At 44.9% G+C, this 21,527-nt stretch carries 19 protein-coding genes, 1 tRNA gene and 1 pseudogene; 19 read left to right on the top strand and 2 right to left on the bottom strand.

The genetic code is table 11. From position 1 onward, the window contains the following. Positions 1-58: 58 nt before the first annotated feature. Complete coding sequence (locus DW826_RS09760) at positions 59-922, bottom strand: hypothetical protein (RefSeq protein WP_117552626.1); 864 nt, start codon at positions 920-922, stop codon at positions 59-61. Between the two features lie 305 nt (positions 923-1,227). On the opposite strand from DW826_RS09760, the gene DW826_RS09755 reads away from it, so the two are divergent. The 12 genes from DW826_RS09755 (at position 1,228) to DW826_RS09700 (ending at position 12,204) form a co-directional block, all read left to right on the top strand. Beyond that, the gene (locus DW826_RS09755) at positions 1,228-1,941 is read left to right on the top strand and encodes an IMP cyclohydrolase (RefSeq protein ID WP_117552625.1); all 714 of its coding nucleotides are present in this window, start codon (positions 1,228-1,230) and stop codon (positions 1,939-1,941) included. Positions 1,942-1,967: 26 nt separating this feature from the next. Continuing rightward, entirely contained in the window at positions 1,968-3,146 is a 1,179-nt protein-coding gene (locus tag DW826_RS09750; RefSeq protein WP_117503917.1) for a phosphoribosylaminoimidazolecarboxamide formyltransferase, read from the top strand. A gap of 73 nt (positions 3,147-3,219) precedes the next feature. Further along, a tRNA-Leu gene (locus DW826_RS09745) sits at positions 3,220-3,302 on the top strand. A gap of 90 nt (positions 3,303-3,392) precedes the next feature. Next, a complete protein-coding gene (locus DW826_RS09740; protein ID WP_117552624.1) occupies positions 3,393-3,740 on the top strand; it encodes a zf-HC2 domain-containing protein in 348 nt (115 codons plus the stop codon). Positions 3,741-3,779: 39 nt separating this feature from the next. Beyond that, the gene (gene polA / locus DW826_RS09735; protein WP_117552623.1) at positions 3,780-6,413 is read left to right on the top strand and encodes a DNA polymerase I; all 2,634 of its coding nucleotides are present in this window, start codon (positions 3,780-3,782) and stop codon (positions 6,411-6,413) included. Then, the gene (gene coaE, locus DW826_RS09730; protein WP_117552622.1) at positions 6,414-6,998 is read left to right on the top strand and encodes a dephospho-CoA kinase; all 585 of its coding nucleotides are present in this window, start codon (positions 6,414-6,416) and stop codon (positions 6,996-6,998) included. Continuing rightward, positions 6,995-7,792 carry an MBL fold metallo-hydrolase gene (locus tag DW826_RS09725; RefSeq protein ID WP_015554556.1) on the top strand — a complete coding sequence of 266 codons (798 nt, stop codon included), beginning with the start codon at positions 6,995-6,997 and terminating at the stop codon, positions 7,790-7,792. The genes coaE and DW826_RS09725 overlap by 4 nt, the downstream gene beginning before the upstream one ends. A 286-nt stretch (positions 7,793-8,078) precedes the next feature. Next, positions 8,079-8,351 carry an ACT domain-containing protein gene (locus tag DW826_RS09720; RefSeq protein ID WP_015554555.1) on the top strand — a complete coding sequence of 91 codons (273 nt, stop codon included), beginning with the start codon at positions 8,079-8,081 and terminating at the stop codon, positions 8,349-8,351. A 20-nt stretch (positions 8,352-8,371) separates the two neighbouring features. After that, the gene (locus tag DW826_RS09715; protein ID WP_015554554.1) at positions 8,372-9,736 is read left to right on the top strand and encodes a PFL family protein; all 1,365 of its coding nucleotides are present in this window, start codon (positions 8,372-8,374) and stop codon (positions 9,734-9,736) included. Positions 9,737-9,748: 12 nt separating this feature from the next. Continuing rightward, entirely contained in the window at positions 9,749-10,387 is a 639-nt protein-coding gene (locus tag DW826_RS09710) for a histidine phosphatase family protein (protein WP_015554553.1), read from the top strand. Continuing rightward, a complete protein-coding gene (locus DW826_RS09705) occupies positions 10,387-11,613 on the top strand; it encodes an SAM-dependent methyltransferase (RefSeq protein ID WP_117552621.1) in 1,227 nt (408 codons plus the stop codon). The genes DW826_RS09710 and DW826_RS09705 overlap by 1 nt, the downstream gene beginning before the upstream one ends. 42 nt (positions 11,614-11,655) lie before the next feature. Beyond that, positions 11,656-12,204: a hypothetical protein gene (locus DW826_RS09700; protein ID WP_117552620.1), complete on the top strand. Its 549-nt coding sequence runs from the start codon at positions 11,656-11,658 to the stop codon at positions 12,202-12,204. A 427-nt stretch (positions 12,205-12,631) separates the two neighbouring features. Here DW826_RS09700 and DW826_RS09695 read toward each other — a convergent pair whose 3' ends face one another. Beyond that, a complete protein-coding gene (locus DW826_RS09695) occupies positions 12,632-13,495 on the bottom strand; it encodes an AraC family transcriptional regulator (protein ID WP_117552619.1) in 864 nt (287 codons plus the stop codon). Positions 13,496-13,694: 199 nt separating this feature from the next. Here DW826_RS09695 and DW826_RS09690 point away from each other — a divergent pair, with 199 nt between their 5' ends. The 7 genes and pseudogenes from DW826_RS09690 to DW826_RS09655 all read left to right on the top strand — a co-directional run bounded on the left by DW826_RS09690 (position 13,695) and on the right by DW826_RS09655 (position 21,389). Further along, the gene (locus tag DW826_RS09690) at positions 13,695-16,733 is read left to right on the top strand and encodes a glycoside hydrolase family 2 TIM barrel-domain containing protein (protein ID WP_117552618.1); all 3,039 of its coding nucleotides are present in this window, start codon (positions 13,695-13,697) and stop codon (positions 16,731-16,733) included. Positions 16,734-16,781: 48 nt separating this feature from the next. Continuing rightward, entirely contained in the window at positions 16,782-18,179 is a 1,398-nt protein-coding gene (locus DW826_RS09685) for an MFS transporter (protein WP_117552617.1), read from the top strand. 185 nt (positions 18,180-18,364) lie between these two features. After that, positions 18,365-18,712: pseudogene (locus DW826_RS09675) on the top strand (GDP-mannose 4,6-dehydratase); the annotation flags it as partial. Positions 18,713-19,012: 300 nt separating this feature from the next. After that, on the top strand, positions 19,013-19,813 hold the full coding sequence (locus DW826_RS09670) for an AraC family transcriptional regulator (RefSeq protein ID WP_117552615.1): 801 nt from the start codon (positions 19,013-19,015) through the stop codon (positions 19,811-19,813). Positions 19,814-19,945: 132 nt separating this feature from the next. Then, positions 19,946-20,188: a transposon-encoded TnpW family protein gene (locus DW826_RS09665; protein ID WP_117552614.1), complete on the top strand. Its 243-nt coding sequence runs from the start codon at positions 19,946-19,948 to the stop codon at positions 20,186-20,188. A gap of 73 nt (positions 20,189-20,261) precedes the next feature. Next, a complete protein-coding gene (locus DW826_RS09660) occupies positions 20,262-20,810 on the top strand; it encodes a hypothetical protein (protein ID WP_117470258.1) in 549 nt (182 codons plus the stop codon). Positions 20,811-21,017: 207 nt separating this feature from the next. Further along, a complete protein-coding gene (locus DW826_RS09655; protein WP_117552613.1) occupies positions 21,018-21,389 on the top strand; it encodes a DUF2500 domain-containing protein in 372 nt (123 codons plus the stop codon). Positions 21,390-21,527: the final 138 nt, after the last annotated feature.

The following is a 21,527-nucleotide window of genomic DNA, read 5'->3' as shown; positions in this document are numbered from 1 at the left end:
GGGCATGTTCACAATTTATTTACTCATGCGTTTTTCGTGTTTTCGGATGCGTCTATTGTTATTTTGTTTCCGGTGAATATTTTACAAGGGCATAATCACCCGCCGCATGGCTCACCGGAACGATCAGGTAGATATCTCCGTCCTTTTCGTAGGAAAACGCCTGCGGGAATGTCCCGTCCTTTACGGAAGTAAAATCACATTCTGCAAACACAGTCTGCCAGAGGTCCTTTCCGCTGGACTTGATGGAATCCTTTACTTCAGCTGCTATATCCGCCGGTTCTACCACCACAACGTTATCGGAAGAAAGATATTCCGCGATGGAATCCGCATCTGCATACGCAGTCAGACCGATTGGTGATCCTGTATTTAAGTTCACAGAGACGGCATAGCGCACATTTGACGGATGGGCTGTTTCTGCAACGTTTACCATTCCGTGGAATGTAAATACCGCCTTGTTTTTATCGAGGGATACCAGATCACAGTTGATGGAAACCTCATCCTTTTCGGTGTCCAGTTCCCAGGCAGTGATGATCGAGGTCGCCTCTTTCTTTAAAAGCTCATTGACGGCCTGGGTCATGGATGCATCACGGAGATTGGAGAGGATCGGGTATTCGATGGAGACCTTTCCGGTCTTTTCGGTCGCGATCTTCGATTTCACGCTTAACGCGTCGGAGGCGTTGGAATCCTTTTGCGTCTCGACCTCAGAAGATCCGGCTTTTGAAGCATCAGTTTTTGAGGAGTCACTTTTTGAATTGTCTGCTGCCGGATCAGCCTTTGTTTCATTGGAAGTAGTTTCCGCCATGGTCTCCGCAGCGGACGTATGAATTCCAGAGATGTCCACAGCCTCGTGTTTTTTGCATGCGGTGATGGATAATGCGGCAAACATTGTCAAAGCGGCAAATTTATAAAGATTTTTTCTCATAAGAAGATCAGCTCCTTTTATCGTATTTTAATGCGGCACCGGAATAGGCGAATGGAAGAAAGCCTGTCCGGTACCAGGTTTATCTTTCTAAGACAGTTATATTATATCATGAAGACCTGCCTCTTGTACATGAACGCCACATTACGATTTTTTTAAATAAATGAAAGCATTTCATAAGAAAACGCCGGGATCGTTGATAAGTAATTTTAAATACTCAATCTGCAGGAAGTATGTTATCATAAAATTAAAACCCGTCGCCGGTACAAATTCCGGTGATCTTATACGAAAACAGGAGGAGTACTTCCATGAAGTTATTATCACTTTCAGAGGAGTTAAAAAACAATTCTTATCCGGGAAGAGGAATCGTGATCGGAAAATCAGCCGATGGAAAAACAGCTGTGACCGCATATTTTATCATGGGCAGAAGCAGCAACAGCCGCAACCGTGTCTTTGTAGAGGACGGTGAAGGAATCCGTACACAGGCGTTTGATCCGTCAAAATTAGAGGACCCGAGCCTTATCATCTACGCCCCGGTGCGTGTTCTCGGAAATAAGACCATCGTGACAAACGGCGACCAGACAGATACGATCTACGAGGGAATGGACCGCCAGCAGACCTTTGAGCAGTCCCTGCGCTGCCGCGAGTTTGAGCCGGACGGCCCGAACTACACTCCGCGAATCTCCGGAATCATGCACATTGAGAACGGGAACTACAACTTTGCGATGTCCATCTTAAAGAGCAGTGATGGAAACCCGGATAGCTGCAGCCGCTTTACATACGCATATGAGAAGCCATTAAGCGGTGAGGGACGTTTCATCCACACCTACATGAACGACGGAAATCCGCTTCCGAGCTTTGAGGGTGAGCCGAAGCGCATTGCCATTGAGGGCGATATCGACAGCTTCACAGAGAATGTATGGGAGAGCCTGAATGAGGACAACAAGGTTTCCCTCTTTGTCAGATTCATCGATATCGAGACCGGAAAGTATGAGACAAGAATTGTAAATAAAAATCACTAGTCGTATCAAAAGGAGAAAAACAAATCATGAATGAAATGGAATTAAAATACGGATGCAACCCGAACCAGAAACCGTCCCGTGTATACATGGAAGACGGAAGTGATCTTCCGATCACAGTCTTAAACGGAAAGCCGGGCTACATCAACCTTCTCGACGCGTTGAACGGCTGGCAGCTCGTTAAGGAATTAAAGGAAGCGACAGGTCTTCCGGCAGCTACTTCCTTCAAGCATGTTTCTCCGGCAGGTGCCGCAGTAGGTCTTCCGATGGATGAAGTTTTAAGAAAGATCTACTGGGTGGACGATCTCGGTGAGCTTTCCCCGCTTGCAAGTGCTTACGCGAGAGCAAGAGGCGCAGACCGTATGTCCTCCTTCGGCGATTTTATTTCCCTTTCCGATGTCTGCGATGTTGACACCGCAAAGCTTATCAAACGCGAGGTATCCGACGGCGTGATCGCTCCGGGATATGAACCGGAAGCTCTTGAGATCTTAAAACAGAAAAAGAACGGCAAATACAATGTGATCCAGATCGATCCGTCCTACGTTCCGGCACCGATCGAGCACAAACAGGTATTTGGCGTGACCTTCGAGCAGGGAAGAAATAACTTAAAGATCGATAAGGATCTCTTATCGAACGTTGTGACAGAGAACAAGGAGATCCCGGATTCCGCAAAGATCGACCTTATGATCTCCCTGATCACCTTAAAGTACACCCAGTCCAACTCCGTATGCTATGTGAAGGGAGGACAGGCCATCGGTATCGGCGCAGGCCAGCAGTCCCGTGTCCACTGTACACGTCTTGCAGGTCAGAAGGCAGACAACTGGTTTCTCCGTCAGGCTCCGCAGGTATTAAACCTTCCGTTTATTGACAAGATCAAACGTGCGGACCGCGACAACGCCATTGACGTTTATATCGGGGACGAGTATATGGATGTTCTCGCAGACGGTGAGTGGCAGAAAGTATTCACCGAAAAACCGCCGGTATTCACAAAAGAGGAAAAACGCGCATGGCTCGACAAGATGCAGGATGTGGCTCTCGGCTCTGACGCCTTCTTCCCGTTCGGCGACAATATCGAACGCGCCCACAAGAGCGGCGTAAAGTATATCGCGCAGCCGGGCGGATCTGTCCGTGACGACAACGTGATCGATGTGTGCAACAAATACGGAATGGCGATGGCATTCACCGGTATTCGTCTGTTCCACCACTAAAATCTCCTTGCAATTTTCATGTTCTTATGATAGAATTATATGCGGCTGTTGAAATACACAGCCGCGAAGATATGCCGGCGTGGCGGAATGGCAGACGCATCAGACTCAAAATCTGACGGGGGTAACTTCGTGCCGGTTCAAGTCCGGCCGCCGGCAGAAACGAAAAGACATGACTCTCATTAGATGGTCGTGTCTTTTTGCATTTATGCGGGCTTCTTAAGATTAAAGCTGAAAGGAGTGTGTTCCATGACCTGTGTGGAAGCAGAAAAGATGGTAGTTCCGTATATGAAGGATGAGCTGTCCCCAACGGAGCTGGAAGATTTCCTGGACCATATTAAAACGTGTGATAACTGCAGGGAAGAGCTGGAGATCCACTATATGGTGGATGTGGGTTTAAAAAAGCTGGACGAGGCGGATGGAACATACGACATCGTGGGAGATTTAAAACGAAAGGTAGCGGAATCCTACCGGACCCTGCGCCATATCTCCATATTCCAGATCACGACCTACGCGGTCACGACTCTGGGCGGAATGGCGTTAGTCGTCATGATCCTTTTGCAGCTTCGGATCTGGAAGACGATGGGCTTTTTGTAATAGGAAGCTTATAAATATTATCGTGAAACAGGAGTGAACATGGAAAAACTCGTACTGATCGACGGTCATAGCATCTTAAACCGCGCGTTCTACGGTGTGCCGAACCTGACGAACTCGGAAGGTCTCCACACAAACGCGGTCTATGGCTTTTTAAATATCTTATTCAAGGTTCTCGATGAGGAGAAAGCGGACTACCTGGCGGTGGCCTTTGACTTAAAAGCGCCGACCTTCCGACATAAGATGTTCGACGCCTACAAGGGAACAAGAAAACCGATGCCGGAGGAGCTTCACGAGCAGGTACCGCTTATGAAGGAAGTCCTGACGGCCATGGGTGTTCCGATCCTCACAAAAGAGGGATATGAGGCGGACGATATCCTTGGAACCATCGCGAAACGTGAACAGAAAGATGGATATGAGGTGACGATCCTCTCCGGAGACCGGGATCTTTTACAGCTTTCCGATACCCATATCCGGATCTGTCTTCCGAAGACAAGCCGTGGAACCACAGAAGTACACAACTATTACCCGGAGGACGTGATCCGGGAGTACCAGGTAACACCGGAGCAGTTTATCGAGGTGAAGGCCCTGATGGGCGACCAGTCTGACAATATCCCGGGTGTTCCGTCCATCGGTGAGAAGACGGCGACAAACCTGATCGTACAGTACCAGAACCTGGAGAACATCTACGCCCATCTCGAGGAGGTAAAACCGCCCAGGGCAAAGAAGGCGCTGGAGGAACACAAGGACCTTGCAGATCTCTCCCTGAAACTTGCAAGAATCTGTATCGATGCCCCCATTGAGTTTTCCATGGCGGACGCGAAGCTGGAAAATCTCTACACACCGGAAGCTTACGAATATATGAAACGTTTGGAGTTTAAGTCCATCGCAGCGAGATTCGGCGAGGGGATCAGGAATGAGAGCGGACCGGAAAAGCAGTTTGTCCTCGTGGAAGATTTCTCAGAGGCGGACGCGCTCTTTGAAAAGGCAAAAAAAGAAGAGCGCATCGGTATGGAGCTTCTCGCGGAGAACGGCTCCGTGACAGCTCTCGCTTTAAGCTTTGAGGAGACCGGAAGCTATACTTTCCCGGTCGGCGGCTTTATGACAGAAAGCTATATCGCCGGAAAGTATGAAGAGCTCTGCCGCACAGGCCATGCCTGGGTGCTGGATCTCAAGCATTCTTTGCCGTTTGCGAAGCTTTCCTACGGGGATACCGTTTACGATGCGGGTGTCGCGGCGTACCTTTTAAATCCGTTAAAGGACACTTATGGGTACGATGACATTGCGAGGGATGTTCTCGGCATGACGGTTCCTTCAAGGGCAGACCTGATCAAAAAGATGTCTTATAAGGACGCCTGCGCGAAAGAACAGGATAATTTTATCCGCATGGCGGGACTTATGGCCTACACCGCTTTTGCTGCCGGGAAACCGCTATCAGAGCGTCTGGCAGCAGAAGGAATGGAGGACCTGTACCGGAATATCGAGCTTCCGCTGATCTATACGTTATTCCACATGGAAGATGAGGGAATTGCGGTCCGCCGGGAAGAACTCACCGCCTACGGCGGGAAATTGAAAAAGCAGATCGCCGTTCTCGAGAAGGAGATCTGGGAGATGACAGGACAGGAGTTCAATATCAACTCCCCGAAACAGTTAGGCGAGATCCTGTTTGAGAAGATGCAGATCAAGGGTGGAAAGAAGACAAAGACCGGCTATTCAACAGCTGCAGATGTCCTTGAAAAGCTCGCCCCGGATTACCCGGTGATCCAGAAGATCTTAGATTACAGGCAGTATACAAAGTTAAATTCCACCTACGCGGACGGTCTGGGAACATATATCAAAAAGGATGGCCGGATCCACAGCCGCTTTAACCAGACGATCACGGCGACGGGCCGGATCTCCAGCACGGAGCCGAACCTCCAGAACATTCCGATCCGCATGGAGCTTGGACGGGAGATCCGGAAGGTCTTTGTCCCGCGGGATGGTTTCCTGTTCCTGGATGCCGACTATTCCCAGATCGAGCTGCGCGTCCTCGCCCACATGTCCGGCGATGAGCGCCTGATCGAGGCTTATAAGACTGCCCAGGATATCCACGCCATCACGGCGTCCCAGGTGTTCCATATCCCGTTAAACGAGGTGACACCACTGCAGCGCCGCAACGCGAAGGCCGTGAACTTCGGGATCGTGTACGGGATCAGTGCCTTTGGACTCAGCGAGGACCTGAGCATCTCCAGAAAAGAGGCCATGGAGTATATCGAGCGGTATTTTGAGACATACCCACAGGTCAAGTCATTTCTTGACAGCCTTGTGGCTCACGCGAAGGAACAGGGGTACGTCACCACCATGTTCGGACGCCGCCGCCCGGTGCCGGAATTAAAGTCCTCGAACTTTATGCAGCGGTCCTTCGGTGAGCGCGTGGCGATGAACTCCCCGATCCAGGGAACCGCCGCTGATATCATCAAGATTGCCATGATCCGGGTGGACGAGAGACTGAGAAAAGAGAACCTCCGCTCCAGGCTGATCCTGCAGGTACACGATGAGCTTCTCATCGAGACGGCGGAGGACGAGAAGGAGACAGTTATGAAGATCCTGTCCGAGGAGATGCACCATGCGGCATCCTTAAAGGTGGAGTTAGAGATCGACATGCATGGCGGAAAGAACTGGTTTGAGGCGAAATAAATGGAACAGAAGAAGAAAATTATTGGAATTACAGGCGGTGTCGGCGCTGGAAAGAGCAGTGTGCTGGCGGTATTGAAAGAGGATTTTGGGGCGAAGATCATTCTGGCGGATCTTGTGGCCCACGATCTCATGGAGCCGGGAAGTGAGGGACTGAAAAAAGTCACGGAAGCCCTCGGAACCTCATTCCTTGCCCCGGACGGATCCGTGGACCGGAAGGCACTTGCGGATGTGATCTTCCGTAATAAGGATGCCTTGAGAACCATGAACTCCATTATCCATCCGCTTGTGTGGAAGACCATGAAAGAGGCAGCAGAAGCGGCTGAGGAGCATCTTGTGATCATCGAAGCAGCGGTCTTTGACACTGCACCGAAGGATCTCTTTGATGAACTCTGGTACGTCTACACGACAAAGGAGAACCGGATCCTCCGCCTCATGGCAAGCCGGGGCTACAGCCGCGAAAAGTGTGAGGACATCATCGGAAGGCAGGCATCGGAGGGAGAGTACCGGGCACTCTGCGACCGGGTCATCGACAACAATGGGGATGAGTCTGAGATAAAACGACAGCTGAAGGAGATTCTGGAATGAGATTTGTTAGTATCGCCAGCGGCAGCAGTGGAAACTGCATCTACACAGGAACGGAGGAGAGCCACATCCTGATCGATGCCGGTATCAGCGCGAAGCGGATCGAGCAGGGGCTCAACGAGGTTGGATTAAAGACAAGCGAGCTGGACGGGATCTGCATCACTCATGAGCATTCTGACCATGTGAAGGGACTCGGCGTCCTCGCGAGAAAATATGAAGTCCCGATCTACGCGACGGAAGGGACGTTAAATGAGATTAAGAATATCAAGGGTCTTGGAGAGTATCCGGAAGAGCTTCTGCATCCGATCCTGCCGGACACGGAGTTCGCCCTGGGGGATCTGACAGTCAAGCCATTTCACATCGACCACGATGCCGCAGACCCGGTGGCATACCGGATCCAGTCGGGAAACAAGTCCGTTGCGGTAGCGACGGACCTCGGCCATTTTAATCAGTATACCGTCGACCATCTGCTGGATCTGGACGCGGTGCTTCTGGAGTCCAACCATGATCTCAGGATGCTGGAGACGGGACCGTATCCGTACTACTTAAAGCGCCGCATCATGGGGGATTTCGGACATCTTTCCAACGAAAACGCAGGGCGTCTTTTGAACTGCATTTTGAGCGGCAGATTGAAACATATATTACTCGGCCATCTGAGCAAGGAGAACAATATGCCGGAACTGGCGTACGAGACCGTACGCTTAGAGATCGACATGGGGGACTGCCCGTACCACGCGGATGATTTCCATCTGGCTGTGGCGAAACGGGACGAGATGTCGGAGATCATCAGCCTGTAGCCAGAGAGAATGTCCTGGCATATTCGGGCATCCCGCGTATTGTACGGAATTTTCAGTTCGGAAAATTCCTATCTGTGTACAGTAACTCACTTATATCTTTACGCTGGTGCATCTTAAAAAAAGCTTGCATCTTATGGGATGTAATGATATATTTTAAGAAAATTTTTATGCTTTAACACTGTATAATGCTACCTTTCCCGAGATCCCCGCCTTTCAGTAGAACATATCTGCCGGGTCGGATCGAATTAAGATACGCGGAAGGCACAACACAAGGAGGAAAATTTCCATGGATAAAGTAATTATCACCGTAGTAGGAAAAGACACCGTCGGCATCATCGCAAAGGTATGTACATATCTTGCGGACCATAAAATTAACATCCTTGATATTTCGCAGACCATCGTTCAGGAGTATTTCAATATGATGATGATCGTGGACGGAAGCGGCGCAAGCGTTTCATTCGATGAAATGGCTTCCGGTCTCGACGAGATCGGCGCTGGAATCGGCGTCAACATCAAGTGCCAGCGTGAAGAGATCTTTACAAAAATGCACCGTATTTGATTAGGGAGAGGGAAAAGATTATGATTACACGTCTGGAAGTAAACGAGACTAACAATATGATCGAGCACGAGAACCTGGATGTCCGCACCATCACCCTTGGCATCAGCCTTCTGGATTGCTGTGACTCCGATCTTGACAAGTTAAACGAAAAGATCTACAACAAGATCACGACTCTCGCAAAGGATCTTGTTCCGACAGGAAAACAGATTGAGCGCGATTTTGGAATTCCGATTGTCAATAAGCGTATTTCCGTGACTCCGATCGCCCTGGTGGGCGGTGCTGCATGCAAGAGTCCGGAAGATTTTGTGACCATCGCAAAGACTCTCGACCGCGCGGCAAAAACCGTAGGCGTCAATTTTATCGGCGGATATTCCGCACTTGTTTCAAAGGGCATGACAACAGCCGATGAGAATCTGATGCGTTCCATCCCGCAGGCGTTAAAAGAGACAGATTTCGTCTGCAGCTCCATCAACGTCGGTTCCACAAAGACCGGCTTAAATATGGACGCTGTCCGTCTGATGGGCGAGATGGTCGTAAGAACAGCGGAGTACACAAAGGACAACGACTGTCTGGGCTGCGCGAAGCTTGTTATTTTCTGCAATGCACCGGATGACAACCCGTTCATGGCAGGCGCATTCCATGGTGTCACAGAGGCCGACGCAATCATTAACGTAGGTGTTTCCGGACCTGGTGTTGTAAAAACAGCGCTGCAGTCTGTCCGCGGTGCTGATTTCGAGACGTTATGTGAGACGATTAAGAAGACTGCATTCAAGATCACCCGTGTAGGCCAGCTTGTTGCGAAAGAGGCATCCGCACGCCTCGGTATCCCGTTCGGTATTATCGACCTGTCTTTAGCGCCGACTCCGGCTGTGGGCGATTCCGTTGCTGAGATCCTGGAGGAGATCGGTTTAGAGCGAGCAGGCGCACCGGGGACAACGGCTGCCCTCGCTATGTTAAATGACCAGGTAAAGAAGGGCGGCGTTATGGCATCTTCCTACGTCGGCGGACTTTCCGGTGCATTTATTCCGGTCAGCGAGGACCAGGGAATGATCGATGCGGTCAACGAGGGCGCTCTTACCATCGAGAAACTGGAGGCAATGACCTGCGTATGCTCCGTGGGTCTTGACATGATCGCGGTTCCGGGAGACACAAGTGCCGCAACCATCGCCGGAATCATCGCGGATGAGGCGGCGATCGGCATGGTAAACCAGAAGACAACAGCAGTCCGCCTGATCCCGGTAATCGGAAAAGGTGTGGGCGAGACGGTAGAGTTCGGCGGTCTTTTAGGACATGCGCCGATCATGCCAGTGAACTCATTCAGCTGTGAGAAATTTGTAAGCAGAACCGGACGGATTCCGGCTCCGATCCACAGCTTTAAGAACTAAACAGGAGAAACTATGAGAATCTATCTGATCCGTCACGGCAGGCAGAACAGCCCGCTTTGTAATGTAAATGTGCCGCTTTCCGACGCTGGTAAGCGGCAGGCAGAGCTTCTCGGGGAGAGGCTGAAAAAAGAATCCATTGACGCCGTCTGGTCGAGTGATCTGATCCGAGCATGTGAGACAGCCGATATTATCAATGACAAGATCCAGGCACCGCGGATCATCCGGGAAGGTCTCAGGGAGATCTCCTTCGGTGAGCTGGAGGGACTTTCCGACGATGTGATCATGGAGCGCTACGCGGATTTTTTTGCCGCCAGAGCTACCATGAAGGAGGATCTTCCGTATCCGGGCGGGGAGAACGCTGCAGATGTGATCCGTCGGGCCGTTCCGGTCATGGATGAGATTGCAAAGTCTGGCGCAGAGACCGTAGCTGTCGTCACCCATGGGGGCGTGATCCGGAGTCTTGTGACCCATTATCTCCATATGGACGGCGCATATGTTCCGCTGCTCGCGAAGCATCTGGAAAACTGCGGGATCACGGAATTTTATTACCGGGAGTCCGACGGGGAGATGTTGTTAAACCGTTTTAACGATTTCGCCCATCTGATGGATGAGCCGGAGCTTTTGCGCGGCGGTTGGGGAGAGAAGAAGTGATGGAAAAGAGAGAGATTCACAGTGTACTCACTGATTTTTTAAATGAGCGTCTGATGCAGGTTACGGCCAGCGGACAGGCGGAGAAGAACGATTTTCTGAAAGCCAAGATCCGTCCGGTGCTGACGAAAGGTGTCCTGCATTTTCAGGCAGAGGAGTTTATCGGAAAGCAGGCATTCCACAAGAATCTCACCGCGGAGGAAGCGGTGGATTATCTGGAAGGTCTTATGGAGACAAGCTTCCGGCAGCTTCAGCTGGAGGCACAGGATAAGAGTGGGACGGTTCTTGTGAGCAAGAAGGGGAAGATTACCGTGAAGGTGAAGAAGAAGGCTGCTATGGCAAACGTGGCAGCTTCCGCTTCCGGCCAGGATAGCGGGTCCACCGGCGGTTCGGATGCGGCTCTTCAGACTGCATGGGCGAACGGACTTTCCCATAACCGAAAGAAACGGTATATCCTGGAAGAGGGAATCCCGGTTCCGTTCCTTGTGGAACTTGGTGTCCAGACGAAGGACGGGGCAATCGTCCACGCAAAATATGACAAATTCCGCCAGATCAACCGGTTCCTGGAATTTATTGAGGACGTGCTTCCGAAGCTTGATAAGAATCAGGAGACCAGGATCATTGATTTTGGCTGTGGAAAGTCTTATCTGACCTTTGCGATGTATTATTATCTCAAGGTCTTAAAGGGCTACCCGGTACGGATCACAGGCCTGGACCTGAAGACGGACGTGATCGAGCACTGTTCCCGTCTTGCGAAGAAATTTGGATATGAATCTCTGGAGTTTCTTCATGGGGATATCGCTTCCTACGAGGGAACGGATGAGGTCGATATGGTCGTGACGCTCCATGCCTGCGATACTGCGACGGATTACGCGCTGGAGAAGGCGGTCCGCTGGAACGCGAAGGTGATCCTGTCTGTTCCGTGCTGTCAGCATGAGGTGAATAAGCAGATGAAGAGCGAGTTGTTTGCACCGGTGTTCCATTATGGAATTATCAAGGAGCGGATGGCAGCGCTTTATACAGATGCCCTTCGTGCGGAAGTGCTGGAGGCTATGGGATACCGGGTGCAGATCCTGGAGTTTATCGATATGGAGCACACGCCTAAGAATCTTTTGATCAGGGCAGTGAAGCAGGGGAAACGGAAGGAGAACCGGGAGGCGATCGAGGCGATCCTGAAGGAGATTCATACGGAACCTACGTTGTATCGTTTGTTGATGGAAGAGAAGTAAATGGAGCAGCCGCAATGGATTTCATGAGTGAGGTGTAAGGGTATGAGAAAATATATGGTATTATGTTTGACTGCCGCACTGCTCATTTCTGGCTGCCTGAACCAAACGAATGAAAGTGCAGACACCTCAACAGAGACAGAGGAATACGTGCTTAGCACACCGGATACATACAAAAATTTAGAGAGCTTTATCTATGCATATCAGACTTCAGACTCGCCTAATATACGATCAGAACTTCCAACCGAGCGGATTTACTGGATCAATGATAACAATCCATGGAAGACATCCTTGAAGGACATTCAGGTCCGGGAGGGATATTTTTCCTGCCACTATGACAATGGATTTGTCCTATTTACACACAGACTTTCTGATGGAAAGAGTGGTTTGGAGACAATGATCAGAAACAATCCAGACGCAGGTTCAAAAGAAGTACAGGATGGTTTTGAATATTATTATTCGGAAGAAGAGGAGCAGAGAGACTATTTATGGCTCCAGGATCAGACGAATATGCTGGAATTAACGATTCCTAAGAATGTAGAATTAAATTTAAATGAATTGATTTCATTTTTGGAATATCAAATCATCAAATAGAATTTATATGCCGCCCGGATCCATGAAAAGGAACGAGCGGCTTTTAGTATTTTAGTATAAATTAAATTTTTACTTAGATAGTTTACATAATATAATTATGTCAATCAAAAGTAAAAAATTTTGTACTTTATAGTTAGGGGTTAATAAATGGCTTAGATACAAGGATTATAGCATAAAGTACAAAACCGATAAGCAAACTGGTTTTTCCGTTGCCAGCCAACTGTCCGGCACCCGAAGTCCGGAGAGAAATTCGGATTTTATGTGTCAGTCCACATGATAGGCATATAGCCCATCTACTAACCATAGCATACACAGAATATCTAAATTATGCAACGAGTTTATGAAGCAACTTGTGATAAGAAAACTAGGAATATAACATTTTTAATCCTCTTTTTAGATAAATTGGATTCTTATAATATTATGGTTTTCAGAACTTATTTCTTATCTTTTGGTATTCTCTAGGTGAATATCCTTTTAGCTTGTGGAAGAGTCGGCTGAAATAAAGCTGGTTATCATACCCGACAATCTTAGAAATCTCATTGATGGAATAAGTTGTTGTTTCAAGTAAAATCTGAGCATTGGTGATTCGGATTCCTACAATAAATTGCATTGGTGTGGAACCAGTGAATTTTTTGAAATTTCGGATAAACCAGCTGACACTCATCCCTCGTGAGGCAGCATAATCGTCAATATTGATATTCTGATGATAGTTTTCACTGAAAAAGGTAACAGCGATATCCATCTCACGATCAAGATATTCATTTTTTGATATGTGCTCTCTAGTCAGTTCCCGGTGAAAGCTAATTAAAAGATGACGTAGCAAAAGGACAAGCATTTCCTCATAATTATCCTGACAGCGTTGGAGCTCGATGATAATACGTTTGAAAATCCGTTCATATTCGTTAGATGAACTAACGTGAAAGATACGTTCTTTATCTGGAAATCCATATTGGCGTAAGATATTTTTCACATCGCTTCCTGTGAAGTGAATCCAGTATACTTCTGTCTTATCTTCTCCATAATATTCATATTTCTGAAGTTCTTTTGGTCTGTAAAGTACAACGTTACCGGCAGGAACAATCGTTTCGTTATCTACATTATCAAAATGGAAATGTCCACAACCAGCAGAGATATATATAATCTGATAATCCAGACGTCCTCTTGGACGGTAGGTGGGAAGCTTGGGAAGGCTGGAAAGACGATAAGTACCACAGCTTCCTACAATCAGTGGACGACTTTTGTCTTTAAAATCCATATGTGAGTGGTTCAAATAACCGGCGTTCATATACATAGGACGGCACCTCTTTTCATGCTTTTTATTATTGTATCATTTAGTGCATATTTTGTCCAATCTAATTCATAGACATATTTTGCGGATTAGGATAATCTATATTTAGAAAACAAAGAAACGTAAGAATAAAAGGAAAGGATAAGATTTTCTGTGGGAGAACAAAGAGCAAAAAAGTATATGTATTGGAGGAGAGCTATTTATGATTGTACCGCGTTATTATGAGAATTTAAGTGTATTGCATGAAAACACAATGCCAGCCAGAGCCTATTATATTCCGGCATCCAAAAGAATGGATAACCTGGTGGAACACAGAGAAGAATCAGATCGTATGCAGTTATTGAATGGAACTTGGAAATTCCAGTATTTTAACAGCATTTATGACATTCAGGATTCTTTCTTTGAGAAGGATTATGATACGGAACACTTTGATGTGATTCAGGTTCCGAGTGTATGGCAGATGGCAGGATATGATGTGCATCAGTATACAAACATCCGGTATCCGTTTCCGTTTGATCCGCCATACGTGCCGCAGGATATTCCGTGTGGAGCTTATGTGCATACTTTTGATTACAGCAGAGATGAGAAAGCTTCAAGAGCCTTTTTGAACTTTGAAGGGGTAGACAGTTGCTTTTATGTATGGATCAATGGCTCTTACGTAGGATACAGTCAGGTTTCACATATGACCAGTGAGTTTGATATTACCGATGTACTTCAGGATGGAACGAATACCGTGGCAGTTTTAGTAATGAAGTGGTGTGATGGTTCTTATCTGGAAGACCAGGACAAATTCCGTATGAGTGGTATTTTCCGGGATGTGTACATTTTAAAACGTCCGGAGCAGGCAATCAGCGATTACCATATAAAAACAAAAATTGAGGATATGATTGCAAAAGTAGAACTTGACATGAAGTTTTACTTCCCAGTAAATGTAAAGATTTCGATAGAAGACAGAAACGGAGCAGTTGTAGCAGTAGGAAGTATTGCCGAAGAAGGAGCTGCTGTTTTAGAAATTGCAAGTCCGGAACTTTGGAATACAGAAAATCCATATCTGTATAAATTGATTCTTGAGACAGAAAATGAAGTAATCGTAGATCATATTGCACTCAGAAAGATAGAGATTAAAGATCAGGCTATTTACTTAAATGGACAGAAGATTAAATTCCGTGGAGTCAATCGTCATGATTCTGATCCGGTTACTGGGTTTACGATCAGCCGGGAACAGATTATAACGGATCTTACGTTAATGAAACAGCATAATTTTAATGCGATCCGTTCCAGCCACTATCCGAATGTACCATTTTTCTATGAAATGTGTGACAAGTATGGATTTATGGTGATAGATGAAGCAGATATTGAAGCTCATGGACCATTTATGCTCTACAGAAAAGAAGACACCGATTATAACCGGTTCAAACGGTGGAATGAAAAGATTGCTGACAACCCGGTATGGGAAGAGGCAATCGTTGATCGTGTGAAACTCATGGTGGAACGTGATAAAAACCGTTTTTGTATTGTCATGTGGTCAATGGGAAATGAGAGCGCATATGGTTGTAACTTTGAAAAAGCATTGGAATGGACAAAAAAATTTGATCCAGACCGTATCACCCAATATGAGAGTGCAAGATATCGTAATTACGATAAAACATATGATTACAGCAATCTGGATGTGTACAGCCGTATGTATCCAGCTCTTTCTGAGATTCAGGAATATCTGGACAAGGATGGAAGCAAACCATTCCTTTTGGTAGAGTACTGTCACAGTATGGGAAATGGTCCTGGAGATTTTGAAGATTATTTCCAGATGATCCAGGATAACGATAAAATGTGCGGCGGCTTTGTTTGGGAATGGTGTGACCATGCGATTGCTCATGGGACTGCTGAGAATGGAAAGGCAATCTACGCTTACGGAGGTGATCATGGCGAAGAAATCCATGATGGTAATTTCTGCATGGATGGATTAGTATATCCGGACAGAACGGTGCACACAGGGCTTTTGGAATACAAGAATGTTTATCGTCCGGCAAGAGTTATTTCCTATAACAAAGAAAGCGGAGAACTGGTACTTCATAACTACATGGATTTTGATGACTTGAAAGATTATGTGAAGATCAATTATGAACTGACACAGGACGGGCTTGTAGTCAGCAAAGGTAAACTTTCAGAAGTTTCAGCGGCACCACACAGTGAAGGAAAAATAGACCTTAAAATCAAGGTGCCAGAGAGTGGAAAATGTTATTTAAAATTTATTTACCATCTGAAAAAGAAATTGCCACTGCTGGATGAAAACTATATTCTTGGATTTGATGAAATTGAGGTAAGCAAAGATGATGCAAAATGTAAACTTGCAGAGAAATGGCTACAAAAAACAGCAGTGGACTCTGAACTACAGGTAAATGAAAATGATACACAGATTCATATCAAGGGGCGTGAATTTGCTTATACCATAGACAAACGTACTGCACTCTTTACAGAGATGAAATTCGCAGGGCGGGAATACCTGAACCATCCGATGGAATTAAATATTTGGAGAGCTCCAACAGATAACGATATGTACATTAAGTCTGAATGGAAGAAAGCACATTATGATAGGGCTTATACAAGAGCCTATACGACAGAGGTCGTGCAGGGAAGAGATGGGGTAAAGATTATAAGCCATGCTTCTGTTGTGGCAAAAACAGTACAGAAGATTCTTGACGTGATGATTGCATGGAAAATTGATGACATTGGACGGATTGATGCAGATATTGCAGTAACAAAAGATGATGAGTTCCCGGATCTGCCGAGATTTGGTGTGAGAATGTTTCTGGACAAGAAACTTACAGATGCCAGATACTTTGGAATGGGACCACAGGAAAGCTATCGAGATAAGCATCAGGCTGCGAGTCATGGCCTGTATCGGGCAAATGTAGGTGACCTGCATGAGGATTATATCCGCCCACAGGAAAATGGTAGTCATTATGATTGTGAATACGTAGAACTTAACAACAGCCGATATGGCATTGTGGTATCTGCGGAAAACGCTTTCTCATTTAATGCTTCTTATTATACACAGGAAGAACTTGAGAAGAAAACGCATAATTATGAATTGACAGAATCAGATAGTGTAGTATTTTGTGTTGATTATGCATTAAATGGAATTGGCTCTAATAGTTGTGGCCCGGTTGTATTGGATCAGTACCGATTTGATGATGTATTGTTCCGGTTCCAGTTTACTCTGGTACCGTATGTAAAGGGGTAATAAAATTTCAGGTGACCTGTAAACAAGGAAGGAGAGTATGGTTGTCCTATGGGAGAAAAAAAGTATTTAAAATGGTATAACAAAATTGGATATGGTTCGGGTGATATTGCAGGTAATGTAGTCTATGCGTTCCTGACATCCTTCATGATGCCCTATCTGACAGACTCAGTAGGACTTGCTGCAGGTGTCGTAGGTACCCTGATTGCCGTATCAAAACTATTTGATGGTTTCACGGATATATTTTTTGGATCAATGATTGACAAAACACACAGTAAAATGGGAAAAGCAAAGCCTTGGATGCTGTATGGATATATTGGCTGCGCCATTACATTAGTCTGCTGTTTTGCGGTACCAGTCAGCTTGGGGACGACTGCTAAATATGCATGGTTCTTTATCTCTTATACACTGTTAAATGGTGTGTTTTATACAGCAAACAATATTGCGTACTCAGCACTTACGTCACTGATTACAAAGAACAGCAAAGAGCGTGTACAGATGGGATCTTACCGTTTTATTTTTGCATTTTCAACAAGTCTTCTGATTCAGGCGATTACAGTTGGATTTGTAGATAAATGCGGTGGAGATGCTGCGGCATGGAGAACGGTTGCTATTATCTATGCAATCATTGGTCTGGTCGTAAATACGATTTCAGCACTTTCTGTTAAGGAACTTCCGGAGGAGGAACTTAATGAAGGAGAAGTAAAGAATGATAATGAAAAGTACGGAATGGTACAGGCATTCAAGCTTCTTGTCAAAAACAAATATTACATGATGATTTGTGGAACATATATTTTACAGCAGTTATATGGTGCCATGATTGGAGCTGGCATTTATTACATGACATGGGTACTGAAAAATAAGAATTTGTTTGGACAATTTGCATGGGCAGTAAATATTCCACTGATCATTGCCTTGATTTTCACACCGACATTAGTTGGTAAGTGGAAAGGCATGTATAAACTGAACTTAAGAGGTTATGTCTTAGCAGTCATCGGTAGAGCACTTGTTGTTGTTGCCGGATATATGGGTAGTGTTCCGCTGATGATGGCGTTTACAGCTCTTGCAGCCTTAGGTCAGGGACCATGGCAGGGAGATATGAATGCTGTTATTGCATCCTGCTCTGAATACACTTATCTTACACAGGGAAAGAGAATTGATGGAACGATGTACTCTTGTACTTCTCTTGGTGTAAAAATCGGTGGAGGTATTGGAACCGCTGTTGTTGGATGGATGCTTGAGCTCAGTGGATATGTCGGAACAAAAGCAACTCAGCCACAATCCGCACTTGATATGATGCAGTTTATATATTTGTGGCTTCCATTAATCTTTGATGTATTGATTATGTTTGTACTTTCAAGAATGAATGTAGAAGGTGCAAACAAGAAACTGAAAGCAGAAAAAAGAATTGCTGCAGATGAAATAACAGATGCATCAGACATGAATTAGCATTTGACAGGGAAAAAGCATTGTTTGAACATTGTTCAATGAGGCAATGCTTTTTCTATATAAATATTTTCAGTACTAATCAAAAAAAGAAAAGGAGAAATGATCTATGAGCAGTATTTTGGTATTAGGCGGAGCTGGTTATATTGGTTCTCATACTGTGTATGAGTTGATTGCCGCAGGAGAAAAAAGATGGTACATGCGTAAGGGATTACATCCATGTGAATGACCTTGCACAGGCTCATATTCTTGCCATGGAATATTTAAGAAACGGAAATGAAAGTAATATTTTTAATTTGGGTAATGGAGTTGGATTTACGGTAAAGGAAGTTGTGGAGACAGCTAGAAAAGTAACAGGACACCCGATTCCCGCAAAGGAAGAAACCAGACGAGCAGGAGATCCGTCAACGCTGATTGCATCTAGTTCGAAAGCGAAAGAGATTCTTGGATGGAATCCTAAATTTGATGATCTTGAGACGATTATTACAACTGCATGGAAATGGCATAGAAATCATCCGAATGGTTATGAAGCATAATATAAGGGCAGTAAAATGATTGATCAGCTGATTTTTTATAAAAAAGACCACATCATTTTGTGAAATGGTCTTAAGCAAAATATTCAGTTTTCACAAAACAGTCTGTTTAGTATTTATACATGGTATGGATGCGCAAAATATTCTGTGTAGAATAGTAAAAGGTCATTCAGGTATTTTTTAAGGTTGCTCATTTGCAATTCCTCCTTTCCTTGTTTACAAGTCGATTATAGGATAGATAAAAAAGGATTGCTTGCCAAATCGAAAGAAGATATAGACAAATGTTGCAAAGGAGAGTATTTCATGCAGTTAAAATATGTTGACACAAAAGAGGAAATTATAGCGGTCAATAAGAAGTCAAAACATATTGAACCTCATCTTCATAATGCACTGGAGATTGTATGTGTAACAAATGGAGCATTAGAGCTTGGTGTCGGACAGGAACTTTACCATATGGAAAAAGGAGATATTGGATTTGTATTTCCAGATATCATTCATCACTATCAGGTACTGACACCCGGTGTAAATACGGCCATTTATCTGATTGCATCGCCATTAGTGATTAGTAAATTTGCAGATATCATGCAATCCATGGCCCCCGAATATCCGATTATCAGAGCGGAAAAGGTTGAACAAGAGGTATATAGAGTTATAAATGCAATTTTAGAGACAGAACAGCCAGATATAACTGTTGCACAGGCATATCTTCAGATTGTGTTAGCACGTTGCATGGGAAAATTGAATTTGGTAGAAAAGAGTAATGTGGGAAGCAGGGATCTGATTTACCAGACGGTTTCCTATATATCAGCAAATTTCAAAAAAAAGTTTTCGCTGGAAGAGATGGCAAAAGATCTGGGGGTAAGCAAATATGTCTTATCTAGGCTTTTTTCTCAAATATTCCATAGAAATTTCAATCAATATCTTAATGATGCAAGGTTAAACTACGCTTGTTATCGTCTGGAAAATACGAGGGATTCTATTACAAATATTTGTCTGGATAGTGGATTTGAAAGTCAAAGAACGTTTAACCGAACATTTAAAGAAAGATACAAAATATCGCCGAGTGACTATCGGAGTAAATGCGTGAAAGATATGTTGTTATAAACGGTTCTATTAATGGAAAAGAGCTTTCTGTATCCACAAAGAAAAATCCAGAACGGAAGTTGCAGACGGAAACCCTTGCCGTTATAGGAAAAGCAGTCAGAGACTTCAAGAACCAACAGAAGATCCAGGAAAATGATCGTGAACAGAGGCTGGCAGGAATCTACTACAACCAAGGAAGAAACGCAGGCTTTAAACCGGAACATTAATGAGCAGAAAAAACAGACCGTCGAGACGCTGCGGCAAACCATTAAGGAATGGGACATTGCAAGAAGCTATGTTGTCCGTTATCATTTCAATGAAGATGCAACGGAAACAATGCAGGAGAAGATTAAACGGATGCCGGTTGCAGAAGCAAGCCGAATGGCAGTGTACTAAAATTAGATGGATGACATTGAAGAAAAAATATGATATCATGTGAGTAACAAATTGGGATTTGGAGGTAAAAAGCATGATGAAGCTCGATAATTTTATTAATATGATGACGGGACACTTTAATAACAAAGAGCAGTTTGATAATATGCAGAGAGAAGGGAAAACATATCCTTATGCAGAACACATTAATACAATCTGTAATGAGAAAATTTTGAATCTTCCTAAAGATTTTAATGGTAAATTTGTTGTTGAAGAAAGCTACTATGAGACAAATGGTAAACGCCATGCTTCCCCACATCTTTTCCTTATTACAGAGAAAGAAGATGGAATTGTGTTGTATTCTTATGAAATACCAGAAGGAGAAGATAAAAGTACGTTTTCATATGATTCTATGAAAAATGCTGACTACACTGAATTGAAAAAATCTGAAAAATTCACTCCGGCGCTCTATCATGAAAAAGATGGAATCTGGGAAGGAGGCAGTACAAGCCAGTTTTCACCGGTAATGACATTTAAGCTTTGGGAAAAGTTTTCTGATAGTTGTCTGGAGGTATCTGAAAGCATAGAAGTTAATGGAAAGAAAACTTTTGGATATGATGAACCAATTATCTATAAGCGAGTATAACCCAGAAATGGAATACAATATCGATATATGTTTCTAATAGAGAAAGAAACGCAGGTTTGTCATTTTCAAATTTTTCTGGCAATCTGAAAAAATATCTGCCAAAGAAAGCTGTTTATATGGTATCATAGGTATCAGAATAACTCCTTTCTAGGTTTGTTTTGTGCTCAGAGTAATCATTGGACGAAAGATGAAGAAGAGGTGAGCTATATGTTTATGCTGTTTGGGTTTATGTTTCCGATTATCTTCGTAATGGTTTTTGGCATGATCATCTTCCAGTTTGTGACAGGAATCGGAACATGGCATAAAAACAATCAGTCACCGCGTTTGTCAGTGAGTGCAACCATCGTCGCAAAGCGTGAAAATATCACACATCATAGCCCTGCAAATGCGGGCGACCTGTCTGGAACGCATGGCTACCATTCGACTTCAAGTACCAGCTACTATGTCACGTTTCAGGTAGAGAGCGGTGACCGGATGGAACTGCCGGTTTCTGGCAGAGAATACGGAATGCTGGCGGAAGGCGACATTGGGAAACTTACGTTTCAGGGAACGAGATATCTGTCATTTGAGCGCGTGTGATTCTGGAGGTGATAGTGTGAAAGAAAATAGACCAGGAGGTGACAAACTATAAACAGTCAAGAGAATTTTGAACCTTTTTTGAATTGTAAAAATGGTAACTTTAATAAGCCATCTGAATACATCGTATTTCAGATGGGA

Origin of the sequence: Clostridium sp. AM34-11AC, assembly GCF_003435375.1 — a bacterium.
Lineage (GTDB): Bacteria > Bacillota > Clostridia > Lachnospirales > Lachnospiraceae > Pilosibacter > Pilosibacter fragilis.
This window is presented reverse-complemented; position numbering and strand designations above follow the sequence as displayed.